A 26122-nucleotide genomic window follows, 5' to 3' on the forward strand; every position below is an offset into this window, starting at 1 on the left:
CGGTTTATCCGTCTCTCAGTGCTCTTCGACCAGGCCGAGGTTCTCGTCGAAGACGAACCGGCGCGTCTCGCCGTCGAGCGCGACGGGGACCTCGACGCGGAGCGGTCGGACGCCGACCACCACCGCGAGTCCGGGTCGGAGCCAGTCGAGGTCCCACGGCGGCGTCCGCCGAACATCGACGCCGTGCTCGTAGTGGAACGCGACGAGCGCGGGGTGCGTGAGGACAGCTATCGGGACCACGGTGGTCCAGCCGTCGCCGCACCGGTCGCACTCGTAGGCGACGACGGCCTCGAAGTCGCTGTCGCGGACCCACACCGGCACGCCGTCGTCTGCCGACGCGTGGACCGTCCGGTCGATGCGGCCGTCGCAGGTCGGGCAGAATCCCGTCTCGGCGGTCCAGTGCATCCTGTCGAGCCACCGGGCGACGACCGACGGCAACTCCGCTCGCGGCCACCCCTCGAAGACTCCGGGCGGCATGTCGAAGTCCGTGTAGTCCCCGCAGTCCGGACAGGTGACTTTGACGCCGCCCTCGCGGAAGCGCAGTTCCATCGGGTCGCCGCACTCCAGGCACGGCGCGTCGGTCGTCAGCGCGTCGGCGTCGAATCGCTTGGAGTAGCTTCCGGAGAGGACGGCCCCGACGACTCGCCGACCCGCGGCGGTGAGTTCGTAGCCCCCGTCGGTCGCGTCACCGTCGGCGTCGGTCCCGCCATCTTCCGAGTCCGACGCATTGCCCCCTCCGGAATCGGCGCGACGGACGAACCGCCCGACGAGTTTCCCGAGGTGGTAGTTGAACCGCCCGGCGTCGCGGACGCCAACCCGCTTGCGGAGGTCGCTGAACGCGAGCGGCCCGCCCCCGGCGTCGTTCAGGGTTTCGAGGATGGCGAACCGCGTCTCGTGAGCCAGTAGTTCGAACGCTTCGTCCGGGGGAAGGCGCTCGACCGCGACGTCGGCGTCGTCGGACATGCGAGGGCGTTCGCTCGTGACGTTAAAATAACGTCCGACGAAGAGAGTTCGCGATTCGCGGTGGGAGTTCGACCGCTCTCAGGGCCAGAGGCCGCGGACGCTCTTGGCCTCGGCGATGCGCGAGAGCGCGACGACGTACGCGGCGTCGCGCCAGCTAACGTTGCGCTCTTCGACCTCCTCGCGGACGGCGTTCCAGGCCTTGAGCATCTCCTCTTCGAGTTCAGTGTTGACGCGTTCGAGCGACCACGACCGCCGGTTGATGTCCTGGAGCCACTCGAAGTACGACACCGTCACCCCGCCCGCGTTCGCCAGGATGTCCGGGATGACCTGCACGCCGTTCTCTTCGAGGATGGCGTCGGCGGCGAACGTCGTCGGGCCGTTCGCGCCCTCGACCAGGATGTCGGCCTGGACGTCGCCGGCGTTGTCGGCGGTGATGACGTTGCCGATGGCGGCCGGAATCAAGACGTCGACGTCGAGTTCGAGAATCTCCTCGTTCGAGAGCTTCTCGGGCGCGTCGTAGGTCATGACGGCTTCGGGCTCCTCCTCGTGGGTCGGCACGTCGCGGGTGTCCAGACCCGAGGGGTCGTAGATGGCGCCGTTGACGTCCGAAACCGCCACCACGGTCGCGCCCCAGTCGTCGAGAAGTCGGGCGGCGTTCGCGCCCACGCTCCCGTAGCCCTGCACCGCGACGGTGGTGTCTTCGAGGTCGTAGTCGTAGTAGTCGACTGCCTCACGAGTGATGATGGCCACCGAGCGACCCGGCGCCTCCTCGCGGCCCTCGCTCCCGCCGACGGAGGTCGGCTTGCCGGTGACGACGCCGGGGATGGTTTCGCCCTCCTGCATCGAGTAGGCGTCCATGAACCACGCCATCGTCTGGGAGTCGGTTCCCATGTCCGGCGCGGGGATATCCTTCTTCGGGCCGATGAACTTCCGCAGTTCCTCGGCGAACCGGCGGGTGAGTCGCTCCTTCTCGTCGTCGCTGAGTTCCTTGGGATTGACGACGATGCCGCCCTTGCCGCCGCCGAACGGGAGGTCCATCACCGCGCACTTCCAGGTCATCCACATCGACAGCCCTACGCACTCCTCCTCGCTCACGTGGGGGTGGAAGCGCAGGCCGCCCTTGTAGGGACCGCGGACGTCGTCGTGCTGAGCGCGGTACCCCGTGAACACCTCGACCTCGCCGCTGTCGCGTTTCAGCGGTACGGCGACGCGGTGGACCGTCGTCGGGTGCTTCAGTCGCTCGATGACGCCGGGGTCCACGTCGAGGTGGGCCGCGGCGTGTTCGAGCTGCCGCCGCGCCGTCTCGAGCGCCGATTCGGGCTCTTCGCTCTCTTCGCTCCCCTTCGTGTCCGTCTGCTCGACAGTTCCTGAAGACATGTTAGCTCCTGTGCTCGTCCGACGCGCCGCGTCGCGGACCGACCACGCTCCGACGGAACTCCGCGACGTTGCATCGTAGCCGGTAGGAATCCGTACTCGCTTAAAATATTAATGATATAGTTGTGAATTAGGGCCTTATACGCACGGATACGTTTGGGCGGTGTAGGTGTGACAACTAGTCTACCGGGTCGGCGCGAGAATGGCTGATAACGGCGTTTACGCCGATTCGCCGTATTAGACGTTACCAGTACACTTACCAGCGTAGCCGGAATTTACCGAATCATGGCCGAGCAAGCCAATCCCTTCGAGAGTTTGCAGGAGCAGGTGGACGACGCGGCCACGCACGTCGACGTGGCCGACGACGTGCTGAATCGACTCAAACACCCCGAGCGCGTGCTCGAGACGAACCTCTCGGTCGAGATGGACGACGGTGCCATCGAGGTGTTCAAGGCGTTCCGCTCGGAGTTCAACGGCGACCGCGGCCCGTACAAGGGCGGTATTCGGTACCATCCGAACGTCTCGCGCGACGAGGTGAAAGCCCTCTCTGGGTGGATGGTCTACAAGTGCGCCATCGTCGGCATCCCGTTCGGCGGCGGCAAGGGCGGCATCGTCATCGACCCCGACGAGTACAGCGAGGAGGAACTCGAACGGATCACGCGGGCGTTCGCGACCGAACTTCGCCCGCTCATCGGCGTGGACAAGGACATCCCCGCGCCCGACGTCAACACCGGCCAGCGCGAGATGAACTGGATCAAGGACACCTACGAGACGCTGGAGAACACCACCGCTCCGGGCGTCATCACCGGCAAATCCATCGAGAGCGGCGGGAGCGAGGGCCGCGTCGAGGCGACCGGCCGGTCGACGATGCTCACCGCGCGCGAGGCGTTCGACTACCTCGACCGCGAGATGGCGGGCGCGTCGGTCGCGGTCCAGGGCTACGGCAACGCCGGGTGGATCACCGCGAAACTCGTCGACGAACTCGGCGCGGACGTCGTGGCGGTCAGCGACTCCTCGGGTGGCATCTACCGTGAGGACGGCCTGGACCCGGTCGCGGTCAAGAACCACAAGAACGAAACCGGCAGCGTGGTCGGCTACCACAACGCCGCCGAGGAACTCACCAACGAGGAACTGCTGACCCTCGACGTGGACCTGCTGGTGCCGGCCGCGCTCGAGAACGCCATCGACGGCGACCTCGCCCGCGAGGTGCGGGCCGACGTCATCGTCGAGGCCGCCAACGGCCCGCTGACGCCCGAGGCCGACGAAGTGCTGGCCGAAACCGACACCTACGTCTTCCCGGACATCCTGGCGAACGCGGGCGGGGTGACGGTGTCGTACTTCGAGTGGGTCCAGAACCGCCAGCGGTTCCACTGGTCCGAAGAACGCGTGAACGACGAACTCGAGGACATCATCGTCGCGGCGTTCGACGACCTCATCGAGAAGTACGAGGAGACGGGCGCGTCCAACATGCGGACGGCCGCGTACGCCGTCGCCGTCCAGCGGGTCGCCGACGCCTACGCCGAGAGCGGCAACTGGCCCTGAACCCGCCGCGCTTTTGCGGCGCGTTCGGATTCGACACGGACGCCGCGCGTCTCGCGTTGAATTCTTCGCACTTCGTGTTAGTTTCTATACTTTGGAGAAGTACTAATTGGGTGTGCTAGGGGAATTAAGCCCTTAAGAGCCTTCAGGACGCAGAATTGCTCGAAACCTGTTCGGTTCTCATACGTGATAACGGCGTTAGGGATTTAAGGTGGTACTCTGAGAAGAAGCCCTCAGACGAGGGACAAATATGACGGATACACTGAAAGAGAGAGCCGCTGACCGCGGTCAGGTAGGTATCGGCACGCTGATCGTGTTCATCGCGATGGTGCTGGTCGCGGCAATCGCCGCGGGCGTGCTCATCAACACCGCCGGCTTCCTCCAGACCAAGAGCGAACAGACCGGCCAGGAGAGCACCGCGGGCGTGACGAACCGCGTGAACGTCGTGAGTAGCGTCGGCATCGTCGCCAACGACGAGACGATCAGTCTGGTCAACCTCACCGTGATGAAGAACTCCGGGTCCGGCGACATCGACCTCTCGACCGCCACCATCGAATGGCTCGGCCCGAACGACGGCCGAATCCTGGACGCCGCGCCCAAAGGCGTGAAGGCCAGTGCGACGCAGTTCAACGTCACCACCATCAAGGACATAGAAGACACCTATCCCGTCCTTCACAGCCAGGAAGACCGATTCCGCATCACGATTAGCACGAAGGCGATAGGTCAGGACGCCGGCGACACCGACGGCGGTCTCGAGGGTGGCGAGGAGTTCACCGTAAAGATCGTCACCTCCGCCGGTGCGATGACGTATCACCACAGCGTCCCACCGTCGCTCTCGCAGAAAGACGCGGTACAGCTCTAATCGGTTTCTCCTTTTCGTCGACCGCGTTTCCACGTTTCCACAGTCCCGACGCCGTAGCGACTGCCGCGTGAAATAGCGTCGTCGCTCACCGTCGGTGCGCCTCCGCCCGCCGAAAAGGAGTCGCCGGTCTACAGTCCGAGTTCGCGACCGATGACGAGGTGCTGAATCTCGCTGGTCCCTTCCCCGATCTCCATCAGTTTCGCGTCGCGGAAGAACCGCTGGGGGGCGAAGTCCTCGGTGTACCCGTAGCCGCCGAGGGTCTGGACCGCGTCCTCGGCGACTTCGCGGGCGGCCTCGCTGGCGTCGAGTTTGGCGAGGGCGCTCTCGTGGGACACCGAGTGGCCCTCGTCGTACCTGCAGGCCGCCTTGTGGGTCAGTAGACGCGCGCGTTCGACCTTGCGGTCCATCGAGACGACCTTGTTCCGGATGGCGTCGAACTTCGAGATGGGTTGGCCGAACTGCTCGCGTTCCTTACTGTACTCCTTGGCGGCTTCGAACGCTCCCTGCGCGAGGCCGGTCGAGAGCGCCGCGATGGAGATGCGGCCGCCGTCGAGGGTCTTCTTCGTCTGGTCCCAGCCGTCACCCTCCTCTCCGAGGAGGCGGTCCTCGGGCAGGCGGACGTCGGTGAGTTGAATCTCGCAGGTCGGCGAGGCGTTCAGCCCCATCTTGTCCCAGAGGGTCGTGACCTCGAAGCCGTCGTCCTCCTCGGGGTCGACGATGAACGTCGAGATGCCGTCGTAGCCCGCGCCGGGGTCGGTGACCGCCTTCACGAGGACCGACCCCGCCTCGCTCGCGTTGGTGATGAACTGCTTGGTGCCGTTGATCACCCACTCGTCGCCGTCCTTCTCGGCGGTGGTGTCCATGTCGCTCGCGTCCGACCCGCTGCCGGGTTCGGTCAGCGCCCACGACCCGAGGTACTCGCCCTCCGCCAGCGGGCGGAGCCAGCGCTCTTTCTGCTCGTCGGTGCCGAACAGTTCGATCGGCTTGCTGGCCAGCGAGACGTGGGCGGCGTACGAGAGCCCGATGGACCCCGAAACCCGGCCGAGTTCTTCGGTTACCAGCGCGTACATCAACTGGTCGCCGCCGAGGCCGCCGTACTCCTCGGAGACGGGGACGCCCATCATGTCGAGGTCGGCGAGTTGGTCGAATATCTCCTCGGGGAACCGATGCTCGGTTTCGATGTCCTGGGCGATGGGTTCGATCTCCTCGTCGCAGAACTCCCGGACGGTGTCCCGAATCATCCGATGCTCGTCGGGAAGGCTGAAGTCCATGGGCAAAAATTGCGCGAGCGGTACCATAAAAACAGCGAACGGCCGCGCATCGGCGGTCCGAAAGACGGTGGCCCCGGAAGCGGCGGTTTCCGGGACTACCGTGTACCCGAATCGCGCGTCCCACTTCTCCGCCACAATCCAGTTACTGGAGAATCCCGTAACTCGCTCCAGATGCAGTCACAGCCACCACTTCGGGTCCTCTTCGCCACCGTCTCGCTGGTCGTGGCGGGGTCGCTCGTCGCCGGGTTCGTGACCGCCGGACAGTCACCAAACGCGGCTTACGAGCACGCCGCGTCGGGGGCGACCGCACGTGGCGACCGAGTCGTCGAACCCAGACGCGGCGTCACGGTCGTGACGGTACAGAAGGGAGACATGCGCGGCCTCTCGGGGGAAATCGTCGCGTTCGCACCGAACGGGTCGGTCCTCTACCACTCCGACCGCCACAGTTCCTACTGGGACGTCGACCCGAGTCCGCGCGGGCGACGGACGGTCACCTACGTGGCGACCAAGTGGCTCAACGAGTCGGTCTGCGGGTCCGGACCCCTGCTCGCCGACCGCGGCGACTGCCGGCGCAACGTGGTCGAGCGCCTCAACCTGACCACGGGCGAGCGGACCGTCCTCTACGCACACCGGATGGAGGGCGGGCGCTGGCACGACGTCGACGTCGTCAACGACACCCACGTTCTGGTCGGCGACATCGGAAACGAGGCGGTGTTCCTCGTGAACACCTCCTCCGGTATCCGGGAGTGGACGTGGACCGCCGAGAGCGAACTCCCGATAACCGGCGGTGGGAGCTACGACAAGGACTGGGTCCACATCAACGACGTGGAACTGCTCGAAGACGGCCGCATCATGGTCGACCTCCGCAACCAGGACTCGGTCGCTTTCCTGAACCGAAGCCGGGGAATCGTCGACGGCTGGACGCTCGGAAGCGACGGTAACTACGAGGTCCTCCGCGAACAGCACAACCCCGACTACATCCCGAAGTCGGAGGGCGGTCCCGCGGTGGTGATCGCCGACAGCGAGAACGACCGCATCGTCGAGTACCAGCGCCGGAACGGGTCGTGGGAGCGGACCTGGACGTGGGCCGACGAGCGCATGCAGTGGCCCCGCGACGCCGACCGCCTGCCGAACGGCCACACGCTCATCACCGACACCGTCGGCGACCGGGTGTTCGAGGTGAACGAGCAAGGTCGAATCGTCTGGCGCGCGCCCGTCGACCGGGCCTACGAGGCCGAGCGACTCGGGACGGGCCCCGAGAGCGCGGGCGGACCGTCGGCGACGAAAGCGAACCTCGAATCCCGATACGCGACACCGCGGGACGGCGGTCCGGCCGACCGATTCGAAGCGTTCGTCAGAAGCAAGGTGCCCGTCGAGACCCAGAACGCCCTGCTCGGCTACTTCTTCCCCTGGTGGATGGGGTTCTACGACGTGCTCGCCGTCTTTGCGCTCGCGCTGGTCCTGCCGGTCTGGGGCGCGGTCGAACTCCGGCGGTCGTCGCGGTCTGTTGCGGAGCGCCTCGCTGGGGTCGGGGCGGTCGTCCAGCGGGCCTCGACGCAGTCGCTCCTGCTACTCGCGGCGCTAGTCGTGGGAGGGTCGGTCGCGGTGGTGGTCGCCTCGCTCGTCTGAGGGCGGTTGCGGCCGCTCGCTGTGGTGGTGGCCTCCCCTGGTGGCGCAATAACCACCAGGGGGAGGCCACTCGCTATGGGGGCGCGCCGGCGCGCCCCCACAGCGAGAGACTTTATCACCCGGGGCGGCTAATCGAGTGACGATGAGCATCCGGCGGTTCGTCCGCGGCACCATCGAGTGGGACCGCCTCGAAGTCGTCTTCGAGGAGATGGCCGACCGGTACGACCAGCCGGAGCTCCGCGTCGAGTTCCTGGACGCCGACAACTGGCTGTCGACGCCCGCGGTGGTCAACGACGAGTGGTTCGTGAAGATAATCACCGGCCAGAACTCGCTGGTCCACGCGCTGTTCACGGGCGCGCGCAACCTGGGAGCGTTCACCTCCGGCACCGAGGGCTTCTTCGAGCACTTCGCCGACCCGATGCAGATGGCCGAACACGAACTGGAAGCGACCGAGCGGATGCGCGAAATCGGCCTGAACGTCCCCGCGCCCGTCGAGTGGTTCGAGGTCGACGGCATGGGCGTGCTGGTGATGGAGTACCTCCCGGACTTCCGGACGCTCGACGACCTCCCGCCCGAGGGCATCGAGCGCTACGCGCCCGCCGTCTTCGAGGCGCTGTCGGTGATGCACGACCACCGATTGGCCCACGGCGACCTCCGCGGGGAGAACGTCCTTATCCACGACGACGAGATATTCTTCATCGACGCGACGAGCGTGCGCGAGGACGGCATCGAGGAGGCGCGGTCGTACGACCTCGCGTGCGCGCTCGCGGCGCTCGAACCGCTCGTGGGGGCCAGGGAGGCGGTGGCCGCGGCCGCCGTCCACTACTCGCCGGAGGCGCTGCTCGCGGCCCGGGAGTTCCTCGACTTCGTGAACATGCGCCCGGACCACGACTTCGACGCGGTAAGCGTCAAGGGTGAGATCGAGAAATTGGCCGACGCGAAGTCGGCGTAGTTGGGCGCTACCCACCCCAGAGGAGCGCCGCCGCGACGATCGCTACCGCGAGAATCGGCCATCGCGAGTACCGTCGGCGCGCTCCGTGCCGGCGGTCCTCGGTGGCCGAGGACGGTACTCCGGGTGGTCGATTTTGGTCCGTAATGAGAGTCTTTTTTACTGCGCCCGTCCCAATTTTTGCCTATAGTATGAGCCAACAGGCCAGTCAGGAAACGTACGAGCACTACATCGGCGGCGAGTGGGTAGAGGGACACGGCGACGAGACGTTCGAGAGCGTCAACCCCGCGAACCAGGAGACGCTGGGCACGTTCCACAGGGGGACGCCCGAGGACGTCTCGGACGCGCTCGCGGCCGCGGAGGAGGCCGAGGACGAGTGGGCCGCCCTCTCGTACATCGACCGCGCGGAGTACCTCTGGGACGTCTACCACGAACTCAAAGAGCGCACCGACGAACTCGGCGAGATCATCACCAAGGAGTGCGGCAAGGAGATTTCGGAGGGCAAAGCCGACGTGGTCGAGGCCGCCCACATGGTCGAGTGGGCCGCGGGCAACGCCCGCCACCCCCACGGCGACGTGGTGCCGAGTGAAATCGGGAGCAAGGACGCCTACATGCGGCGCAAGCCCCGCGGCATCGTCGGCTGTATCACGCCGTGGAACTTCCCGGTCGCCATCCCGTTCTGGCACATGGCGCTCGCGCTGGTCGAGGGCAACACCGTCGTCTGGAAGCCCGCCGAGCAGACTCCCTGGTGCGGCCAGATCGTCGCCGAGATGATGGTCGACGCCGGCATCCCCGAGGGCGTGTTCAACATGATCCAGGGCTTCGGCGACGCCGGCAACGCAATCGTCGAGGACGACCGCGTCGACACCGTCCTCTTCACGGGCAGCAGCGAGGTCGGCCACAAGATCGCGGGCAAGGTCGGCGGCGAACCCGGCAAGCTCGCGGCCTGCGAGATGGGCGGCAAGAACGGCATCGTCGTCACCGAGAAGGCGGACCTCGACGTCGCGGTCCACTCGGCCATCATGTCGTCGTTCAAGACGACGGGCCAGCGCTGCGTCTCCTCCGAGCGCCTCATCGTCCACGAGGACGTCTACGACGAGTTCAAGGAGCGCTACGTCGAACTCGCCGAGAACGTCTCGGTCGGCGACCCGCTGGAAGAGGACACGTTCATGGGCCCGCTGGTCAACGAAGAGCAGGTCGAGAAGTTCGGCAAGTACAACGACCTCGCCCGTAAGGAGGGCGCGAACGTGCTGGTCGACCGCGAGGAACTCGACGAGAGCGAGATTCCCGAGGGTCACGAGGACGGCTACTGGGTCGGCCCGTTCGTCTACGAGGTCGACTACGACCCGGACCTCCGGTGCATCAAGGAGGAGGTCTTCGGCCCGCACGTCGCGCTGATGTCGTACTCGGGCGACGTCGAGCGCGCCATCGAAATCCACAACGACACCCCGTACGGACTGGCCGGCGCGGTCATCTCCGAGGACTACCGTCAGATCAACGCGTTCCGCGACCAGGCCGAACTCGGTCTGGCCTACGCGAACCTGCCGTGCATCGGCGCGGAAGTCCAGCTCCCGTTCGGCGGCGTCAAGAAGTCCGGCAACGGCTACCCGAGCGCCCGCGAGGCCATCGAGGCCGTCACCGAGCGCACGGCCTGGACGATGAACAACAGCAAGGACATCCAGATGGCCCAGGGGCTGTCGGCCGACATCAAGACTTCGAAGGACGACTAGGCTGCGAGGCCCGCCGTAGCGTGGCCAAGCACACGTAGTGGTCCTTCGAATAAGACGACGATTGAGCTGCGAGACTCCGTGAGGAGTCGAGCTCACTGAATCTCGTCTGAGCAGAAGGACGACGACTGAGCTGCGAAGCCTCGAAGCGAATTGGACGTCCTCACTTTCTCTGCCCGAACTGAACCGAGGGAGCCTCGCCGTCGGCCGGCCCGACGGTCGGGCCGGCCGACGATTCTCATCGCGGAAGAATCGCCGCCGTAGGTTGGGCTACCCGTCGGCTGTCCGGTAACGAGCCGATGAATCGAGTTACCCGGCGCGAAACAAAGTGGTGGACCCCCGTCGTTCGGGTAATCGTGAGAAACGAATCGAGAGCCGACGGCGTCCTCGTCCTCGACGGCAACGGCCAGTCGGCGCTCGCCGTGACGCGGTCGCTCGGTCGGCGCGGGGTCCCCGTGACCGTCGCCAGCGAGGTCGAGCGGTCGCTCGGGTCGCTGTCGAAGTACGCCGACGACCGGTTCGTCACGCCGCCGATGGACGACGCCGAGGCGTACCTCGCGGCGCTCCGCGACCACCTCGCAGACGCCGACTACTTCGCGGTCTTCCCGGTGCGAGACGAGACGACCGCCCTCTGCTCGAAGCACAAGGCCGACCTCGAATCGACCGGCACCCTCGTGGCCGCCGAGGACTGGGAGACGTTCGAACGAGCCTACGACAAGGCCCGACTGTTCGACCTCGCGGACGACCTCTCGGTCCCGACGCCCGAGACGCGCGCGCCCGAGTCGGTCGCGGCCTGCGAGGAGATCGCCGACGACATGCCGTATCCGGCCGTGGTCAAACCCCGCGGGAAGACGGCGTGGGACGACGACGGGCGACTCCACCACTACCGGGTTTCGGGCGGGAACTACGTCGACTCGCCGGCCGAACTGGTCGAGACGTTCGCGTCGATGGTCGAGTCGGACCCCGTCCTCGCGTCACGGCCGCCCATCGTCCAGGAGTACGTCGAGGGGACGACCGTGACGACCGTCGGCGTCGCCGACGGCGGCGACCTCCGGGCGCACTTCCAGGAGGAGCGGATTCGAACAACACCGCCCGGCGGCGGTAACTCGACGCTCCTCGGTGCGCTCTCGGACCCGCGACTGACCGGCTACGCACGGGAGGTGCTGGGCGCGCTCGACTGGACCGGTCCGGCGATGGTCGAGTACATGCGGACGCCCGACGACGAGGTGTACCTCATCGAGGTCAACGGCCGCTACTGGGGGTCGCTACCGTTCGCCGTCGCGAGCGGCGTCGACGTTCCGTGGCTCCACTACTCGCTGTTGCGGGGACAGCCGATTTCGCAACCGGAGGTGTACCGAACCGACGTGCGCCAGCACCGACTCCTCTACGAGGACCTGGAGTGGCTCCGGGCGAAGCTCGACGCCGGGGAGCTGTCGGCGATTCCCGAGTTCGTCCGGACGTGCGCGACGGCCAAGCAGACTTTCGTCTCCTACGAGGACCCGCTACCCACGCTCGGTGCGCTCTGGCAGGCCGCAACCACCGGAACGCGCGTGCTCGCCGACCGCGTCGGCGTGGGGTCGAACCGCGGAGAAATCGGGCAGGAACGGTCCGAAGTCCTCGAGAAGGGAGCGGAGCGCGAGCGACCGGAGCGCCGGGCGGAGTCGGAACGTCCCACGGAGTTGGAACACTGAGCGACGTCGCGGCCACGATGGCGAGGTCGAGACGCTCCCCGGCGCCTCGACCGCTCAAGTCCGGTGTCGAAGAAGCTTCGGCCCCTCCACGGCCATCACGAACGAGACGCTGAGCATCATGAACGTGACCGTGAGCAGTCCGTAGAGGTTCTCGGTCGTGACGTGGGTGGCCGGCGCGGTGCCGAGCCAGTTGCCCGCGATGACCGCGCTACCTATCACCGCGGTCCAGAGGAAGTACCGACTCCACTGGTGGGAGAAGCCGGTCGGGCGCTGTTCGTCGGTTCCGAGCAGTTCCCGGATTCGGTTCTCGTCGCCGGTGAACGTGACGATTCGGGCGTTGGCGTCGTACTCGACCAGTCCGTGTTCGGAGAGTCGCGGGATGTGGGTCTGGTAGAGCGAGGAGTAGACCTGCTTCTTCTGGCGGGACGTCAACTCGGAGACGGGCCTGCCGTTCTCGACGGCCGCCAGGCGGGCGCTCAGGTCCGTGAGCGTGATCGTAGGCTCTTCTAGGAGGTGACGGAGGACGCGGCGACGCCGCGCGTTGCCCAGCAGGTCGAAGAGGTCGTCCCGCGAGGGAGTCGGCGTCCCCGCACCGCCCGTCCCGGTCGTCGCAGGACGGTCTGTCGTCTCGGCCATCTGTCGTTTAATGAGTAATTATCTTGTACCGTAATTAATGTTAGGGTTCCAGCGTCTCAGCGGGCAAGACGCGTGTCAGACGCCGAATCGCGTCCGGTGGGCACGCACACTTAAAATATTTCTTACATAGCGGTTCAGCGACTTCACCGCCGCCGGTCGCGCCACGCCGGAAACTCCTCGCGGACGCGCTCGACCTTCCCGACGTCCACGTCGGCGACGACCAGGTCCGGTTCGTCGTCGGTGCTGGCGAGCGTGGTTCCCCACGGCCCGTAGACGCTCGACCGCCCGAGGAGCGTGGCCTCCTCGAACGACCCGGACCCGTTGACCGGCGCGACGAACACCTGGTTCTCGACGGCGCGCGCACGCGGGAGGAGTTTCCAGTGCTCGATTCGGGGGTAGGGCCACGCGCTCGGGACCAGAATCAGGTTCGCGCCAGCCCCGGCGATGTCGCGGTAGAGCTCCGGGAACCGGAGGTCGTAGCAGGTCGTCATCCCGACCGTCGCCTCGCCGAAGTCGGCGACGCCGAGTCGCTCGCCGGGGACCAGCAGTCGGGCCTCGGCCGACTCGTAGCCGAACAGGTGGTGCTTGCGGTAGACCGCGAGGCGCTTGCCCTCGCGGTCGAACAGCACCGAAGTGTTGGCCAGGCCCTCGTCGGCCGGCGTCTCGACCGACTCCGTCGCGGCGAGGTCCTCGACGATGCTCCCCGCGAGGACGCCGATGCCGTGCTCGCGGGCGGCGTCGGCGATGGCCGTCAGCGTCGGCCCTTCGACCGGTTCGGCCGCGCGCTGGTACGCGTCGAACGCGAAGTACCCCACGTTGAAGATCTCGGGCAGGGCCACGAGGTCGGCCCCGCGGTCGGCCGCGGCCGCGACGGCGTCGAGGGCGCGGTCGCGGTTCGCCGCGACCGCGCCCGACTCGATTTCGAGTTGGGCGAGCGCGAGTCTCACGCCGCCGCCTCCTCCCGAAGCGCGGCTTCGAGGTTGTCGAGTTCCTCGTCGAGGTGTTTCCGGAAGTAGCGTTCGATGCCAGGCACCCGACCCTCGACCACGAACCGGTTGATCAGTCGGCTACCGCCGGCGGTTTCCTCGATGCGGTGTTCGCCGGTGACTTGCATCGCGGACGACCGACCGACGAACTTCACGAACCGCGGCGGGTCGCGCTCGACGTCCTCGGTCCTGACCGGCACCGTGGTGTCGAGGAAGGGAATCGGGAGTTTGACGTGCCAGACCGAGGTGGTCTCGCCCGTCTGTTCGTAGTGGTCAACGACGCTGATGGCGTTCGCGCGTCGCTCCGGGTCTGCGATGAACTCCCAGACCTCTTCCGGCGGAACCCCGAGGTCGAACGTCCGCTCCACCCGGACAGTCATACCGGCAGTTAGGCGCGTAGTCTCAAAAAACCGCCGAACCGCGGCGAGTCCCGCCGCGTCGGCGCCGTCCGTCGTTGCGCCGGCGCGGGCGCACCACGGTCCCACCGCGGTCGGCTATCCGGGCGTGACTTTCCACGTCGTCGAGCGCGCCCGGCCCCATTTCTCGATATCTACTTCCTCGGTCTTCTCGGCCAGTTTCGGGAGTCTGACGCCGACCTGTTTGGAGGAGAGACCGAGTTGTTCGGCGATGTTCTTCGCGCGGAAGTACCGCTCACCCCGGGAAACGCTCTCGTGGAGGTACGCGAGGATGCGCCGTTCCTCGTCGCTGTAGTCAGTCATCCTCACCGGGGATAAGGCGCTCGTACTCTTAACGATTTCCCGTGGGTAACTGTCCAATTACCGGATAAATCGCGTCGGTCGAGGAGTCCGGGGTCACCAGTAGAGGTGGACCGCCGCGACCGCGAACACGCCCGCGGTCATCGCGGCGGCGAATCCCCACGCCGCGATTTCGGTGCCCGGCGTCACGACCATCGCCACGGTCGCCGCGGTCGCCAGCAGCGTGAACAGCGTGGCGAGTCCGATTCCCATGTCGCTCGAAACCGTCTCGTGTTCGGCCATAGGCGAACTTCCGGCGGCCGCAACTTAGTTCATTCTACTCCGAACGGGAGTCAACACCTTTTAGCCGGTCGCGTGCCCCTCCTCGGGCAATGTTTGGGCTATTCAAGTCATTGTTACTCGGGAGTAAGATTCGTGTACTTCTGGCGGTCGTGGCGGCGCTCGCCATCGTCGCCGCCGGTGGCGTCTCGATAGGCGTCCTCGGCGCGCCGAGCGTCGCGGGCGTGGAGAATCGATTCGGTAACGTCACCGACGAAACCACCGAGATTCACACCGACCTCGCGGTCCACAACCCCAATCCGTTCGGCGTGAAATTCGGCGACGTCACCGTCTCCTACGACGTCCGGATGAACGGCATCCGGTTGGCCAACGGCACGAAGCAAGGCGTCGCGGTCGGGGCGGGTAACAGCACCGTCCCGTTCCGCTCGACCGTCCACAACGAGAAGATGCCGGCATGGTGGGTGAGCCACGTCCGGAACGGCGAGCAGACGACTGTCCGCGTCGACGCGAGCGTCACCTCGGGGACGCTCGGCCGGACGTTCTCGGCCCCGCCGGTGAAGCGCGAGGTTTCGACCGACATCATCTCGCAGTTCAACTCCACCGAACCCCGTCCGGTGAACGCCAGCCAACCGTTCGTCTCGGACCCGGTAGCCTACGTCAACGAAACATCGGCCCGCTGGGGGCAGGTGACGAGCGCCGAAACCCCCATCGACATGCGATTCGTGGTGTACAACCCCAAGGCGACCCCGCTGGTGGTCACCCAGATCGGCTACAACGTCACGATGAACGACGTCGCGGTCGGCAACGGGACGACCGACCGCGAACATCTCATCGAGGGCGGCACCCAGGAAACCATCGACGCTCGGTCGGTCATCCGGAACGAGAAACTCGACGAGTGGTGGGTGACCCACCTCCGGAACGACCAGGTGACCAACCTCACCATCGACTTCTACGCGAAGGTCGAACTCGGCGGGCAGACCTACCGCGTCCCGCTCTCGGAGTTGACCTACACCAAGACCATCGAGACGGACATCTTCGGCACCAAGAACGAGACGGCCGCGGGGTCGAGCGAGGCGACGAGTACGACCGCGGCTGACGAGAGCGGGTCGGAGACGACCGCGGACGAAGGTCGGTCCACCTCGTCGGAACCGACTGCGACCACGACCGACCAGACGAGCACGACCGACGAAACGAGCACGACCGAGGAGAACGGTACCACGTCCGAGCGTGGGACCGACGGCGAAAGCGGGACGACCACCGACGGCGGACTTCTCGCGCTCGGAAGTTCGGCTCTCCGGTAACTCAGGTGACCGAACTCGCGCGATTCGGTCGGCGTCGCCGACCGAATCGCGCGACCGCGGCGGCGTCCGGCCACAATTGCGGTCGCCGGTAGAGTTTTTAACTCCGCCCTACGAGATAGGATTGCATGACACGGAGTGTTCAGGCTCCTGATCGAGTTCTTCTCGGGCGATGAGAACGCGGTTTCGGTGAGGAGAGAAGGTGAATCGATAGTTCTGGCAGTGGACGGTGCCGACTACCAGTTGAACAGGGACGAGGCCGCCGAGCTCCAGGAGGCGGTCGGCGACGCGCTGACCGAGCGCCGGGAGTTCTTCCGCACGGCGGGGACCCACCGCGAAGACGGCACCTACGAGGTGGCCCGGCGCGGCGCCGACTCGTCGGGCAACTCGAAGGTGTTCGAGAGCTTCGAGGCGCTGCGGCGGATGTTCGACCGCCTGCCGGCGGAGTTCTCGGCCGACGACGTGGGCCGAACCGGCATCACGGGTTCGCGGCGGCACATGCTCGTGCGCCACTTCGCCGAGCATCCCGAGTTCGACTGCAAAATCGGTCGGCGCAACCCGCTGACTGCCGAGAAGACCCGCTCCGACCCCGCGGTCGAGGGCGGCGAGACGAGCGCCGATGGCGGCGAGGTGGCCAACGCGGACTAGGCCGCCGGTGCGCGGGTCGTCTTCTGATTTTCAGGACCGGCACGGAATACGAGGAGTTGCGTCACCGGTACGCGACTAGCCGACTTTCGTACGAGCGAGTGCGGAAGGCGCTCTGGCGTCCGTCCCGTGGAACTATGTATTCCTACGAAATTTCTAAGATGGAAATCATGAGCGGAGAATCCGATGCGGTCGCCGACGTGCGGCCGGACCACGAGGTCGAGGAGGTGCAGGTGATGCTCCTCGGGACGTACCACATGGCGAACCCCGGCAACGACGAGGTGAACGTCGACGCCGACGACGTGCTGGCCGCGGAACGACAGGCCGAGCTCGAAGAACTCGCAGGCCGACTCGTGGCGTTCAACCCCGACCGAATCGCCGTGGAGTGGCCCTACGACTGGCAGGAGGGTGTAACCGAACTCTACGAGGAGTATCGGTCGGGTTCGCGAGCCTACGCCGACGAGGAATCCATAGACGCCGAGCGATTGTTCGGCGCGGACGCCGACCTCGACTGTCGAAACGAAGTCGTGCAGGTTGGTTTCCGACTGGCGGACCGTCTGGACCACGACCGACCCATCGCGGTAGACGAACATCCCGAAGAACCGGACGCCGACCCCTTCGAAGACCGGGAGGTCGATTCGACCCGGAAAACGTCGGTCGAGTTGCCGGACCCCGAGTCGATGCAACGCGAAACCGAGGAACGACTCGCGTCCTCGACCATGCCCGAGTATCTGGCGTGGGTGAACGGCGAGGCCAACCTCCGCGAGAATCACGACCTGATGTTCGACAGGGCCATCCGAGCGACGGACGACCAATTCGGGAGTCCGATCGCGCTGGCGCACTGGTACGACCGGAACCTCCGGATGGTCCACCACCTGTGGCGTGCGATCGAACCCGGCGACGAACGCGCCCTGCTCCTCGTCGGGTCGGGCCACGTCCGCGCGCTCCGACACCTGCTCACCGAGGCACCGATGTTCTGCCCCGTCAGCCCTCTACCGCATCTCGAATAACGGCCACCGGCTACGCGTCCGGCCGCATGTCGAAGCCCCCGACCTCCTTGACGTCGTCCGACCCGCAGTTTGGACAGCTGTCGAGGGGTTCGTCGAACGTCTCGCCGCACTCGGTACACTTCAGCGCGACGCCCGGTTCGTTATCCGACACGAGTACGTCTTTGATGGTGTCGACTATCCCCATACTCGAACTGCCGGTCCCGAAATCAATAGTGGTTGTTGCCGCGCGAGCCGTCGACGAACACGGCCGACGCCGGTCGAAGAAATCGGGTTCCGACTCCGTCGACGGCCGGTCAGTTGATGGTCGTGTGCTCGCTCTCCTCGTTGAGCGCGAGGTTCGCCGCGATTTCGGCGTTCCGCATGGCGTACTGGGCGGTCTGCTGGAGGCTCACCAGCACCTCCCGGACCGCGAGCAGGTCGTCGTTGTCCATCTCCGGCAGGTCCGAGAGAATCTCGCTTTCGCGGTCGCCGATCTCCTGGAACAGCGCCCGGACCTCGAGTGTCTTGTCGTAGTCGCGCTCGACCGCCGACTCGACCGCGAGTGCGGTGATCTCGTCGACCTGGTCGGTGAACTCCCGGATGCGGCGCATCGTCTTCTGGTCGACATCGAGGGTGTGGCCCTCGGCTTCGAGGACGATCTCCGCGATGTCCTCGGCGTTGTCGGCGGTGAGTTCGAGGTTCTTGGCGATGGAGCGGTAGCCGATGAGCGGGAACCCGCTGTCGAGGTCGACCGCACGGGCGAGCGTGGGGTTCTGGTAGGCGGTGAAGATGAGTCTGAGCAGGAGGACGAATATCTTGTTCGCCTGTCGCTCGCGGTTGAGCGCGCGCTGGGCGAGGTCGGGGTTGCCGTGGGCCAGCGCCTTGACCGCCTCGCCGCGCATGGTCGAACCGGTGTTCTCGAGTCGTTCGAGCAGGTTGTCGAGGTTGAAGTCCTCCGGGTCGACCGAACACCGGATGGCGATGCTCTCGGGGGTTTCCTCGACCACGCCCAGCCCCATCAACTGAGTCTCGGCCTTGTAGACCGCGTTGATGTGGGCGCTGTCGAGGGCGTCCTCGCTCTGGACGTGGATGACCCGCCGCCCGAGCACGTACTGGGCGACGATGGCCCGCTCGACGGCGTCGGCGTCGAGGTTCTCGGCGTGGATGATGGCCTCGGCCTCCTCGGTGTGGACCGATTCGGGGAGGACGGTCAGCGTTCCTTTTCCACCCATCCGGAGCGACACCTCGTCGCCCTTCTCGACGTTGTTCTCCTTGGCCCACTCGGCGGGAAGTGTCATCGCCAGCGTCGAGGGACCCAGTCGCTGGACTTTCCGCGTATCCATGTACTATCCCCTATAGTCGGGAGGGGCCTTAAGCTTCTCTAGGTGCCAATAATTGTTCTTTAAACTACCTTCATCATCCTGCGTTCGAATCGCCCGACTCTGACCTTCCGCCAGCCCCGTAGCGACTCGTCGACCGCCTCGTCACCAGTGTCGACTCGAAGCGCGCCCACGTCGTCCAGTTTTCGCTTCGAGGCGACCACCTCGACCTCCGAGCGCCGGAGCACCTCGGGAGAGAGCTGGTCGTTGCCCCGCCCGAAGACGAACCCCTGACCGCCGATGGGCGAGACGACGACGACGTTGTGCTCGCCCAGGTGGTCCAGAATCCCGACCTCGCTCGCGTCGCGGACAAGCACTTCACCATCCCGCCACACGTCGACGCCGAGCGGCGACCCCTCGAAGCCGAGCGCTTCCTTCACCGCGCCGACGGTGCCCCCTGGTCCGAGGACGTAGGTCGTGCCCGGATTTCCGCGGGCGTCGTCTGCGACGCCCGCCGCGAGGCTCTCGACGGTGCCGCCGCCGAGTTGCTTGCTCGACTGGAGGTCCTCGGCGACCGGGACCTCGGCCAGCGCCTTCAGTTCGGCCCGAACCTCGCCCTCGCGGTAGGCCGCCTCGTCGATGTCGTTGACCTCGCGGGTTTCCGTCCGGTCGAAGTCGGCCGCCACCCGGCCCGCGGCCTCCGGCGTCACCCCGAAGACCGCGGAGTAGACCTTCACGCCCGCCGGCACGCCCAGCATCGGAATCTCGGCGTCGAGTTCGTCCAGCGTCTCGGCGACGTCCACGGCGGTCCCGTCGCCGCCGACGAACAGTATCAGGTCGACGCCTTCCTCGGCGAACCGCCGGACCGCTTCCCGGGTATCCTCGGCACTCGTCTCGGAGTCGCCGACAGTCGTCTCCGCGTCTCCGGCGGTCATCTCCGCACCTCCGACGGTCGTCTGCTCGCCCGCGGGCGAGCAGACGACCGTCGGGTCGAAGCCCGCTTCCCGCGCTTCGTCCTCGCCCATCTCGCCGGCGCAGGTCAGGATCTCCGCGCCCTGCTCCGTACCGTCGGGACTCGTCGCCGCACCGTCCTTCGCTTCCTCGCTCGCGGGTGCGCGGGTCCCGCGCACCCGCGAGCGAAGCGCCGCGAGCGCGTCGACGGCCCGCTCGGGCGCGCGGGGTTCGGCGCCGCGCTCGCGGGCCTCCGCCACCTTCCCGTCGGTGCCCTTTAGGCCCACGCGACCGCCCATCCCCGCGATGGGGTTGACGACTACGCCGATGCGTCGCATGGACGAGGGTACGCGATTGCGGCGCAAAAGCAGTCCGGTCGCTCCGGGCGTCGAGACGTCGTCAGGAAAAGAAACGTGGTACCGGTGCAGCGACGGTTTCGCGCAATTCGGCCTTCGGCTAGCGGCGATTCTCAGCGTCCTTCTGCGACGGGGTCAGTACGTCTGGCCGCCCGAGAACTGCTGACCCTGCGGCTGCTGGTACGACTGACTCTGCGGCTGCTGAAAGGACTGCTGACCCGTGGTGCCGGACTGCTGGCCGCCCATCGACTGCTCGCCCATCTGGCCGCCCTGCTGCTGAACCTGCTCGCGGATGCCGGTCGTCGGACTCTGCTGGCCGCCGCTGATGGAGTCGAGCAGCTTGTTGATGGCGTCCGTCGACTGCTGGACTGCCTGGAGCGTCTCCTGAACGTGGGGCGACTGCTGGTGCTGCTGGAGGATCGGCATGCCGTGCTGAGCCACCTTCAGGAACGCCTCGGCGAGTTCGGGTCCGTTGATGGAGTCGCGAGCGATCATCTTCTCGTTCAGCGACGCGAGGTCGGCGAGGTCCTCACAGAGCCGCGCGCAGTCGGCCATCTGCGGGCCGCTCTCGATGCACTTGTCTGCGCACCACTCTGCGATCTCGACCACGCGGTCGAGCGATTCGAGCGCCTCGTTCAGTTCGGGGGTCAGGGACTGCTCGAACTGCTGACCCACACGCTGGTGGGTCTGCTGGTGGGTCGAACCGGACTGCTGGCCGAACTGCTGAGTGCCCATCTGGCCGCCGGTCTGCTGGCTCTGCATCGGCGGCTGTTGCTGGCTCATCTGACCGCCGTACTGGCTCTGCTGACCGATGCTTCCCGTGGGCTGCTGGTACTGTTGTGTCATCGTTGTATTCCTCCCCGCCCACCCGGACGACCGCGCTCGACGACGCCGTCCGAGGGTCGGCGGTTACCCGGTCGTTCGCCCGATTCGCAGATAAACGGCCGCGACCGTTGGCAATCGTTCAGTCCGACCAACGGTGTATTTCCGGCTCGTACGCCGATTAAAAACCCCCTTCCGAGCGACGTAGAGAACGCGCAGTTACGCCGACGGTTCGGGACCGTTCCGACGTTCAACGGTCAGTTTCGGCGTCGACCGTCCGACCGGCGTGTGACACTCTCACTTCCCTTCGCCGGCGTCCTCGGTCCTAACGACTCGTTTCCCTGCGCGGTCGAGCGGCGGCGGCGTCGGTAGGCGGGGCGCTTGGCAACCGTTAAGACGCCGGCCCCACAACCCCCGGACATGTTCGTACTCGCAGAATCCACGTCCGTTCCCGCGAACGCCTCGGGGATCGTCGTCACCGCCGTCGGCATCCTGCTCACCGCCGCGTGGCTCGTGTACCTGTACCGATAGTCGACCCAGATTCGGCTCTCGTCTTCTCGCTACCGCCGTTCGTCGACCGGAGCGACGCGTTCGCGGAGCCACGTCGCCGCCCGGTCGAGTTCCTCCGGGTCGGTGCTCGACAGTTTGAGCCGGACGTGGTCGCCCGGGTAGCTCCCGACCGTCACGTCGAAGCGCTCGCGAAGTTCGGCAAGTCGCTCGATCAACGCGCTCTCGGGTTCGTCGGCCCTGACCGTCTCGACGTGCCGGCGCTCGCCGGAGAACTCCCCGGCGACGCGCTCGAACATCGACTTCATCTCCTCGGGGACGCCCGGCAGGACGTAGATGCCCTCGACGACGCATCCCGGCGCGACCCCGACCTCGTTTTCGAGGAGTCGACTCCCTCGCGGGAGGTGGGTCGTTCCCTCGGTGAGGTCCGAGCGCTGATAGTCGTCGTGCTCGGCTATCCACGCGACCGCGTCGGGGTGCTCTTCGACCGGGACGCCGACCGCGGCGGCGACCCCTTCCATCGTCAGGTCGTCGTGGGTCGGGCCGAGACCGCCCGTCACGACCACGGCGTCGTACTCCGCGCGGAGTTCGTTGACCACCCGGGCGATGTCGGCCACCCGGTCGGGGACCACGACGACCCGTTCGACGCTCGCGCCGCGTTCCGTGAGGCGCTCGCCGAGCCACGCGGCGTTCGTGTTCACGGTATCGCCCGCCAGCAGTTCGTCGCCGACGGTGACGAGGGCTACCTGCATGGGAAGCGGTAGTGGTCGCGCGACCAAAAAGAGGGCGTTCCCGAGGAAAGGCGGTGGCCGGCGGCCGGAGCGCACTCGGTGACGCAGGCCTCGTGCAGACACTCGGTGACACGAACGACCGCAAACGCTCGGCGAACTGTCCCACAGGTGGGACTGAAAGGGGCCGCCCGCTCGCGTCCGAAGGACGTGGTCGTCTCAGCGACCCCTATCGGGCGAGCGGCGGAGCCGCGAGCCAGATATGTCGGTGAGCGACCGCGAGCGGGCGGGGGCTTTCGAGTTGGGTACGTTCACAGTCCTACCTACGGTTTCGTAGCGAGCAGAGAAGGCAGAAAGCGAACGGACTCGAAAATCGTCCGTTTCGAGAACGAACGACAGGCTCCGCCCTACCCCATCCCCGGCGGCGGCCCCTGATCGAACTCGTCGCCGGTATCGACGTTCAGCCCCAGTTCCTCGCGCTCGCGTTCGAGTCGGCGAATCTGGAGCCGATAGTACGCCAGTCCGGCCAGCGCCACCAGCACGCCGACCGCGATGAGTCCCGCGAAGATGACGAGGTCGCGGGCCAGGTAGTACCGGACGACGACGCTGTCGGCGGTCACGTCCTCCGTCCAGCGGATGTGCACGCGGTTCGTTTCGGCGTCGAGTTCGGTCTGATACCCGTCGGGGCGGACCTGGCTCAACAGGAAGTTGCCGACCCGCATCCCCTTCGGGAGAATGACCTCGTAGGAACCCTCGACGTAGGCGGGCGTGCTGAACGACTTTCCGCGGTGGGGTGCGGTGTAGGCGAGCGTTCCGTAGTCGCTGGGCGGCGTGATGACGGTCCGGGACTGCTTCTTTTGGACGTGCTTCTGTTCGAGTTTCACGACCGTCCCGTTCGGATACCGGAACTGGACCGCCGACACCTCGACGGGTTGTTTGTCGCCGAGCGACGCGTACTGATAGACGCTCAGCTTCGAGCGGTTCGAGAACTCGTACACCGCGTGGTACTCCCCGCTCGTGACGTTGAGCGTCACGTCGGCGGTCGTGTTCCAGTCGTAGTCCGCGTCCTGCGCGAGGCGCTTGTCGCTGATCTCCCCCGGCCCGAAGATGCCCGAGGTACAGCCGGCCGTGACCGCCAGCAGCGCGAGCGCGCCGAATCCGAGGAGGAGTCGCCGATTCATGGAATGACGCAACGAAGCTCCGCCGGGAGGTAGTTCCCGATGGCCGCGAGCAGTCCCGGCGGGTCAGTTTCGTCGCGGCAGACGATGCTCTGTTCGAGCAGTCCGAGGCGTTCGACCGTCACGATGTCGCGGGCGTGGCCCGCGCGGTTGACCGTCGCCCGGACCTCGCCGCGCGTCGCGCTGTTGACGTTGACGCGGCCCGCGCCGCGGGTCCAGTCGTAGAGGCGGTCGCGCTCCGCGTCGGCGAGGCGGTGGGGGAGGTCTTCGCCCGTGTCCTCGTCTTCCCCTCCGTAGACGAACTTCATCGGCATGTGCTGGACGAGGCCGAACCGCTCGACGATCTGTATCGGGGTGCCCTGCCCGAGGCCGAGTTCGCTCGCGGGAATTCGGACTTCCTCGCCGGCGTCGAGGGTGATTCCCTCCTCGTCCCACGATTCGAGCGTGCCGACGTAGGTTTCGCCCGGTTGGAACTGGTCGGTCACCTCGCCGAACTCCTCGCGGAGGACGTTCCGGGCGACCACTTCGTCCTCGCCCTCGACGGTGACGACCGCGAAGTCGTCGTGGCGCGACCCGACCGTGTACTCCACGTCGAGCCCTTCGAGTTCGTTGGCGACGAGCGAGTCGAGCGCGTCGAGCGCCCGGTCTTCGGCCTCGCCGCTGACGTACACTTTCGTCGCGAGTACGACCATCTATGCTTCTGCCTCTTCGAGGTGTTCGACGTTGAGTTCGTCTCGCAGTTCCGCGATTCGTCGCTCCATCGCCTCCACGAGTCGGGAGTTCTCCATCGATTCGAGCGGCGACCCGCACTCGGGGCACTCGAAGCCGAAGTCCATCGCCTCGCCGAACTCGAAGCGGATCGAACACACCTCACAGAGGTAGAACTCGTGCTGGCGTTCGTAGTCCTCGCGCTGTTCGAGCGCGTCGAGCAGGCGGTGCATCTCCTCTTCGAGGTTGCCCGGGATGTTGTCGTACTCGAACGTCCAGAGGTACGTCAGCCACCCCGAGTCCTCGTCGCGCAGGCGGCGGTACGTCGCCAGGTCGTTCTCGTAGAGGATGAACAGCGCCCGGCGCACGTCGTTGAGTTCGAGGTCGAGTTCCTCGGCGAGTTCCTCGTCGGTGACCTCGCCGTCCGGCGGGGCCGCCGCGACGGGCATTCCCTTCGGACCGACCAATTCGTGAAGATACTTCTGAATTACCGGGTCCTCCAGTAAGTCCTCAAAAGCCATTGTTGTACAAGGGGTGGTTCAGCCGTTTAAAACCATCGGGAAACAGTCATTCACCTCGGCGGTCCCGAGTGGCGACTCGCGGGCGAGTCCGTGCCGGGACCTCCGAGTCGCTAATCGTCGAGCGAAACCGCCGGGGTCTTGGACGAACGCGGCGAGGGAACGGTACGCTCGGGGGTGTCGGCCGCCGGCCCGCCCTCGTCCTGACTCTCGGGTTCGACGTCGGTCGCGTTCCGGAGTTCGTCGTCCGTGTCGGTCCCTTCGTCGTCGGCGAGCGGATTCGGCGAGCGCAGGTACGCGATGAGGCTCCACATGAGTCCGGTGAGCAGGGCGCCGAACGCCGAGAGGGTCATTCCCATCGTGAGGAAGGCCGTCCCGTAGATGCCGCCGATGAGCGCGGAGGGGAGGGCGGTTCCGAGCGGGACGTTCGCCATCTCGTCGCGGAGGGTCGGGACCAGGACGAGGAGCGAGAAGACGTTTCCCGCGAGGAACACCACGTCCTGCCAGATCATGGTTTCACCTCCGACTCCGTAAGCGTGAAGGACAGAAGTCCCACCATCGAACCGCGTTACCGGCGCTATATTCAAAAGTATTGTCGCCGTTCGTGTAACCGACTCCCGGGGGCGAATCAACGACCGCGGCGCGGAATCCATCGAGCGCCGCGCGCGAATCTACCGACCGCCGCCGGCGAGTGGCCGTGAGTCGGGCGAACCGTCAGTTCCTGCTTACTGCGGGGGTCGCTCGCGACCGCGAGCGACTCCCGCGGGCAATCGTCACTCGTCGTCGGTCGGTTCGTCGGTTGGCTCGTTGGCCGACTCGTCGGTCGGCACGACGGTCTTGCCGGTCGCCTCCGGGACCACACGCCGGTCGGCGTCCTCCCATCCGCGGTCGAGTTCCCGGCCCTCGAAGAGGCGGTCCAGGAACACCGCCAGTCCCGCGACCTCCGAGTGTGGCTGGTTGGTGACGCCCACGTTCCAGTCGGCGCGCTCGTACACGTCGAACGAGACCTTCTGGGAGCCGACGACCGCGAGAATCGGCTCACCGTCGTCGCCTGTCGCGCCGCCGTGGGCGGCGCGAATGTCGTCCTCGACGTCCTGGATTCGCTCGCCGTACATCGTGAGGTGGACGACCGGTCCGTTCCAGTCCCGGATGACGGCCTTCGGCGAGTCGGTCAGTTCGACGTCGAAGGGACCGCCGAACCGGTCGGTAATGTCGGCGACGGTGTCGACCGACTTGCTCGCGTCGCCCGCCAGGATGGCGCGGTCGGCGCCCAGCGCCCGGGCGGTCAGGCCGACGTGGGTGGTCATCCGCTCGTCGCGGCCGGGCCGGTGGCCGAGGCGGAGGACCGCGACCTCGGGTTCGCCTTGCATGTTCGGAGGTGGGCGACCCGGCGGTTAGGGGGTTTCGAAACGCGGCGGGCGGCCCGATAGCCCGGTTTGAAGACCGGAAAGCACTTCCCGGCCTCCGTCGCAATCCACGAC

At 66.5% G+C, this 26122-nt stretch carries 27 protein-coding genes; 9 read left to right on the forward strand and 18 right to left on the reverse strand.

The window, feature by feature from the left end; all coding sequences use genetic code 11:
• Nucleotides 1-15: 15 nt before the first annotated feature.
• A complete protein-coding gene (locus NGM07_RS02790) occupies nt 16-963 on the reverse strand; it encodes a DUF7351 domain-containing protein (RefSeq protein ID WP_253516642.1) in 948 nt (315 codons plus the stop codon).
• Between the two features lie 78 nt (nt 964-1041).
• Entirely contained in the window at nt 1042-2340 is a 1299-nt protein-coding gene (gdhB, locus tag NGM07_RS02795) for a glutamate dehydrogenase GdhB (RefSeq protein WP_253516644.1), read from the reverse strand.
• Between the two features lie 282 nt (nt 2341-2622).
• On the opposite strand from gdhB, the gene NGM07_RS02800 reads away from it, so the two are divergent.
• Nucleotides 2623-3879, forward strand: coding sequence for a Glu/Leu/Phe/Val family dehydrogenase (locus NGM07_RS02800; RefSeq protein ID WP_253516647.1), 1257 nt, complete (start codon nt 2623-2625; stop codon nt 3877-3879).
• Between the two features lie 247 nt (nt 3880-4126).
• Nucleotides 4127-4738 (forward strand): flagellin, encoded by a 612-nt coding sequence (locus NGM07_RS02805; RefSeq protein WP_253516650.1) that lies wholly within the window; start codon nt 4127-4129, stop codon nt 4736-4738.
• A 128-nt stretch (nt 4739-4866) separates the two neighbouring features.
• On the opposite strand, the gene NGM07_RS02810 is transcribed toward NGM07_RS02805, so the two are convergent.
• A complete protein-coding gene (locus NGM07_RS02810) occupies nt 4867-6009 on the reverse strand; it encodes an acyl-CoA dehydrogenase family protein (protein WP_253516662.1) in 1143 nt (380 codons plus the stop codon).
• Nucleotides 6010-6180: 171 nt separating this feature from the next.
• On the opposite strand from NGM07_RS02810, the gene NGM07_RS02815 reads away from it, so the two are divergent.
• From NGM07_RS02815 to NGM07_RS02830, 4 genes are all read left to right on the forward strand, one after another.
• Nucleotides 6181-7638, forward strand: coding sequence for an arylsulfotransferase family protein (locus tag NGM07_RS02815; RefSeq protein WP_253516664.1), 1458 nt, complete (start codon nt 6181-6183; stop codon nt 7636-7638).
• 142 nt (nt 7639-7780) lie between these two features.
• Entirely contained in the window at nt 7781-8590 is an 810-nt protein-coding gene (locus NGM07_RS02820; RefSeq protein WP_253516666.1) for an RIO1 family regulatory kinase/ATPase domain-containing protein, read from the forward strand.
• Nucleotides 8591-8778: 188 nt separating this feature from the next.
• A complete protein-coding gene (locus NGM07_RS02825; RefSeq protein WP_253516667.1) occupies nt 8779-10317 on the forward strand; it encodes an aldehyde dehydrogenase family protein in 1539 nt (512 codons plus the stop codon).
• A 353-nt stretch (nt 10318-10670) separates the two neighbouring features.
• Nucleotides 10671-12005 carry a carboxylate--amine ligase gene (locus NGM07_RS02830; RefSeq protein ID WP_253516669.1) on the forward strand — a complete coding sequence of 445 codons (1335 nt, stop codon included), beginning with the start codon at nt 10671-10673 and terminating at the stop codon, nt 12003-12005.
• 54 nt (nt 12006-12059) lie between these two features.
• Here the strand turns inward: NGM07_RS02830 and NGM07_RS02835 are convergent, their stop codons facing one another.
• The 5 genes from NGM07_RS02835 to NGM07_RS02855 all read right to left on the reverse strand — a co-directional run bounded on the left by NGM07_RS02835 (nt 12060) and on the right by NGM07_RS02855 (nt 14625).
• On the reverse strand, nt 12060-12641 hold the full coding sequence (locus NGM07_RS02835) for a DUF7344 domain-containing protein (protein ID WP_253516671.1): 582 nt from the start codon (nt 12639-12641) through the stop codon (nt 12060-12062).
• A gap of 143 nt (nt 12642-12784) precedes the next feature.
• Nucleotides 12785-13588, reverse strand: a complete 804-nt coding sequence (locus NGM07_RS02840; RefSeq protein ID WP_253516673.1) for a nitrilase-related carbon-nitrogen hydrolase — start codon at nt 13586-13588, stop codon at nt 12785-12787.
• A complete protein-coding gene (locus tag NGM07_RS02845) occupies nt 13585-14007 on the reverse strand; it encodes an SRPBCC family protein (RefSeq protein ID WP_253516676.1) in 423 nt (140 codons plus the stop codon). The genes NGM07_RS02840 and NGM07_RS02845 overlap by 4 nt, the downstream gene beginning before the upstream one ends.
• Before the next feature lie 114 nt (nt 14008-14121).
• Nucleotides 14122-14346, reverse strand: a complete 225-nt coding sequence (locus NGM07_RS02850; RefSeq protein WP_253516678.1) for a DUF7123 family protein — start codon at nt 14344-14346, stop codon at nt 14122-14124.
• Nucleotides 14347-14439: 93 nt separating this feature from the next.
• Entirely contained in the window at nt 14440-14625 is a 186-nt protein-coding gene (locus NGM07_RS02855; protein ID WP_253516679.1) for a DUF7525 family protein, read from the reverse strand.
• An 89-nt stretch (nt 14626-14714) separates the two neighbouring features.
• Here NGM07_RS02855 and NGM07_RS02860 point away from each other — a divergent pair, with 89 nt between their 5' ends.
• From NGM07_RS02860 to NGM07_RS02870, 3 genes are all read left to right on the forward strand, one after another.
• Nucleotides 14715-15923 (forward strand): LEA/WHy family protein, encoded by a 1209-nt coding sequence (locus NGM07_RS02860; protein WP_253516682.1) that lies wholly within the window; start codon nt 14715-14717, stop codon nt 15921-15923.
• 240 nt (nt 15924-16163) lie between these two features.
• Nucleotides 16164-16568: a DUF7528 family protein gene (locus NGM07_RS02865; RefSeq protein WP_382195014.1), complete on the forward strand. Its 405-nt coding sequence runs from the start codon at nt 16164-16166 to the stop codon at nt 16566-16568.
• A 167-nt stretch (nt 16569-16735) separates the two neighbouring features.
• Complete coding sequence (locus NGM07_RS02870; RefSeq protein ID WP_253516688.1) at nt 16736-17575, forward strand: DUF5694 domain-containing protein; 840 nt, start codon at nt 16736-16738, stop codon at nt 17573-17575.
• Nucleotides 17576-17585: 10 nt separating this feature from the next.
• On the opposite strand, the gene NGM07_RS02875 is transcribed toward NGM07_RS02870, so the two are convergent.
• The 10 genes from NGM07_RS02875 to NGM07_RS02920 all read right to left on the reverse strand — a co-directional run bounded on the left by NGM07_RS02875 (nt 17586) and on the right by NGM07_RS02920 (nt 26011).
• Entirely contained in the window at nt 17586-17759 is a 174-nt protein-coding gene (locus tag NGM07_RS02875; protein ID WP_253516691.1) for a zinc ribbon domain-containing protein, read from the reverse strand.
• Between the two features lie 109 nt (nt 17760-17868).
• On the reverse strand, nt 17869-18897 hold the full coding sequence (locus NGM07_RS02880) for a phosphate uptake regulator PhoU (protein ID WP_253516703.1): 1029 nt from the start codon (nt 18895-18897) through the stop codon (nt 17869-17871).
• 59 nt (nt 18898-18956) lie between these two features.
• The gene (locus tag NGM07_RS02885) at nt 18957-20162 is read right to left on the reverse strand and encodes an ATP-NAD kinase family protein (RefSeq protein WP_253516706.1); all 1206 of its coding nucleotides are present in this window, start codon (nt 20160-20162) and stop codon (nt 18957-18959) included.
• A 153-nt stretch (nt 20163-20315) separates the two neighbouring features.
• Complete coding sequence (locus tag NGM07_RS02890; RefSeq protein WP_253516708.1) at nt 20316-21026, reverse strand: four-helix bundle copper-binding protein; 711 nt, start codon at nt 21024-21026, stop codon at nt 20316-20318.
• Between the two features lie 536 nt (nt 21027-21562).
• Complete coding sequence (locus NGM07_RS02895; RefSeq protein WP_253516711.1) at nt 21563-22261, reverse strand: competence/damage-inducible protein A; 699 nt, start codon at nt 22259-22261, stop codon at nt 21563-21565.
• A 383-nt stretch (nt 22262-22644) separates the two neighbouring features.
• Nucleotides 22645-23418, reverse strand: coding sequence for a DUF5803 family protein (locus NGM07_RS02900; RefSeq protein WP_253516713.1), 774 nt, complete (start codon nt 23416-23418; stop codon nt 22645-22647).
• Nucleotides 23415-24107: a DUF2110 family protein gene (locus tag NGM07_RS02905; protein ID WP_253516716.1), complete on the reverse strand. Its 693-nt coding sequence runs from the start codon at nt 24105-24107 to the stop codon at nt 23415-23417. The genes NGM07_RS02900 and NGM07_RS02905 overlap by 4 nt, the downstream gene beginning before the upstream one ends.
• On the reverse strand, nt 24108-24644 hold the full coding sequence (locus NGM07_RS02910; RefSeq protein ID WP_253516719.1) for a transcription factor: 537 nt from the start codon (nt 24642-24644) through the stop codon (nt 24108-24110).
• A gap of 110 nt (nt 24645-24754) precedes the next feature.
• A complete protein-coding gene (locus NGM07_RS02915; RefSeq protein WP_253516721.1) occupies nt 24755-25153 on the reverse strand; it encodes a hypothetical protein in 399 nt (132 codons plus the stop codon).
• 261 nt (nt 25154-25414) lie between these two features.
• Complete coding sequence (locus NGM07_RS02920; protein WP_253516722.1) at nt 25415-26011, reverse strand: tRNA (cytidine(56)-2'-O)-methyltransferase; 597 nt, start codon at nt 26009-26011, stop codon at nt 25415-25417.
• Between the last annotated feature and the right edge of the window lie 111 nt (nt 26012-26122).

The organism is Halorussus vallis (assembly GCF_024138165.1).
Taxonomy (GTDB): Archaea; Halobacteriota; Halobacteria; order Halobacteriales; family Haladaptataceae; genus Halorussus; species Halorussus vallis.

Excerpts from the sequence above, each read along its gene's own strand:
- NGM07_RS02805 (WP_253516650.1), top strand. The coding sequence starts at position 4,127 with ATGACGGATACACTGAAAGAGAGAGCCGCTGACCGCGGTCAGGTAGGT.
- NGM07_RS02915 (WP_253516721.1), bottom strand. The coding sequence starts at position 25,153 with ATGATCTGGCAGGACGTGGTGTTCCTCGCGGGAAACGTCTTCTCGCTC.
- NGM07_RS02790 (WP_253516642.1), bottom strand. The coding sequence starts at position 963 with ATGTCCGACGACGCCGACGTCGCGGTCGAGCGCCTTCCCCCGGACGAA.
- NGM07_RS02905 (WP_253516716.1), bottom strand. The coding sequence starts at position 24,107 with ATGGTCGTACTCGCGACGAAAGTGTACGTCAGCGGCGAGGCCGAAGAC.
- NGM07_RS02855 (WP_253516679.1), bottom strand. The coding sequence starts at position 14,625 with ATGGCCGAACACGAGACGGTTTCGAGCGACATGGGAATCGGACTCGCC.
- NGM07_RS02920 (WP_253516722.1), bottom strand. The coding sequence starts at position 26,011 with ATGCAAGGCGAACCCGAGGTCGCGGTCCTCCGCCTCGGCCACCGGCCC.
- NGM07_RS02825 (WP_253516667.1), top strand. The coding sequence starts at position 8,779 with ATGAGCCAACAGGCCAGTCAGGAAACGTACGAGCACTACATCGGCGGC.
- NGM07_RS02815 (WP_253516664.1), top strand. The coding sequence starts at position 6,181 with ATGCAGTCACAGCCACCACTTCGGGTCCTCTTCGCCACCGTCTCGCTG.
- NGM07_RS02875 (WP_253516691.1), bottom strand. The coding sequence starts at position 17,759 with ATGGGGATAGTCGACACCATCAAAGACGTACTCGTGTCGGATAACGAA.
- NGM07_RS02880 (WP_253516703.1), bottom strand. The coding sequence starts at position 18,897 with ATGGATACGCGGAAAGTCCAGCGACTGGGTCCCTCGACGCTGGCGATG.
- NGM07_RS02820 (WP_253516666.1), top strand. The coding sequence starts at position 7,781 with ATGAGCATCCGGCGGTTCGTCCGCGGCACCATCGAGTGGGACCGCCTC.
- NGM07_RS02910 (WP_253516719.1), bottom strand. The coding sequence starts at position 24,644 with ATGGCTTTTGAGGACTTACTGGAGGACCCGGTAATTCAGAAGTATCTT.
- NGM07_RS02885 (WP_253516706.1), bottom strand. The coding sequence starts at position 20,162 with ATGCGACGCATCGGCGTAGTCGTCAACCCCATCGCGGGGATGGGCGGT.
- NGM07_RS02835 (WP_253516671.1), bottom strand. The coding sequence starts at position 12,641 with ATGGCCGAGACGACAGACCGTCCTGCGACGACCGGGACGGGCGGTGCG.
- NGM07_RS02860 (WP_253516682.1), top strand. The coding sequence starts at position 14,715 with ATGTTTGGGCTATTCAAGTCATTGTTACTCGGGAGTAAGATTCGTGTA.
- NGM07_RS02895 (WP_253516711.1), bottom strand. The coding sequence starts at position 22,261 with ATGCAGGTAGCCCTCGTCACCGTCGGCGACGAACTGCTGGCGGGCGAT.
- NGM07_RS02870 (WP_253516688.1), top strand. The coding sequence starts at position 16,736 with ATGAGCGGAGAATCCGATGCGGTCGCCGACGTGCGGCCGGACCACGAG.
- NGM07_RS02900 (WP_253516713.1), bottom strand. The coding sequence starts at position 23,418 with ATGAATCGGCGACTCCTCCTCGGATTCGGCGCGCTCGCGCTGCTGGCG.
- NGM07_RS02800 (WP_253516647.1), top strand. The coding sequence starts at position 2,623 with ATGGCCGAGCAAGCCAATCCCTTCGAGAGTTTGCAGGAGCAGGTGGAC.
- NGM07_RS02845 (WP_253516676.1), bottom strand. The coding sequence starts at position 14,007 with ATGACTGTCCGGGTGGAGCGGACGTTCGACCTCGGGGTTCCGCCGGAA.
- NGM07_RS02810 (WP_253516662.1), bottom strand. The coding sequence starts at position 6,009 with ATGGACTTCAGCCTTCCCGACGAGCATCGGATGATTCGGGACACCGTC.
- NGM07_RS02890 (WP_253516708.1), bottom strand. The coding sequence starts at position 21,026 with ATGACACAACAGTACCAGCAGCCCACGGGAAGCATCGGTCAGCAGAGC.
- NGM07_RS02850 (WP_253516678.1), bottom strand. The coding sequence starts at position 14,346 with ATGACTGACTACAGCGACGAGGAACGGCGCATCCTCGCGTACCTCCAC.
- gdhB (WP_253516644.1), bottom strand. The coding sequence starts at position 2,340 with ATGTCTTCAGGAACTGTCGAGCAGACGGACACGAAGGGGAGCGAAGAG.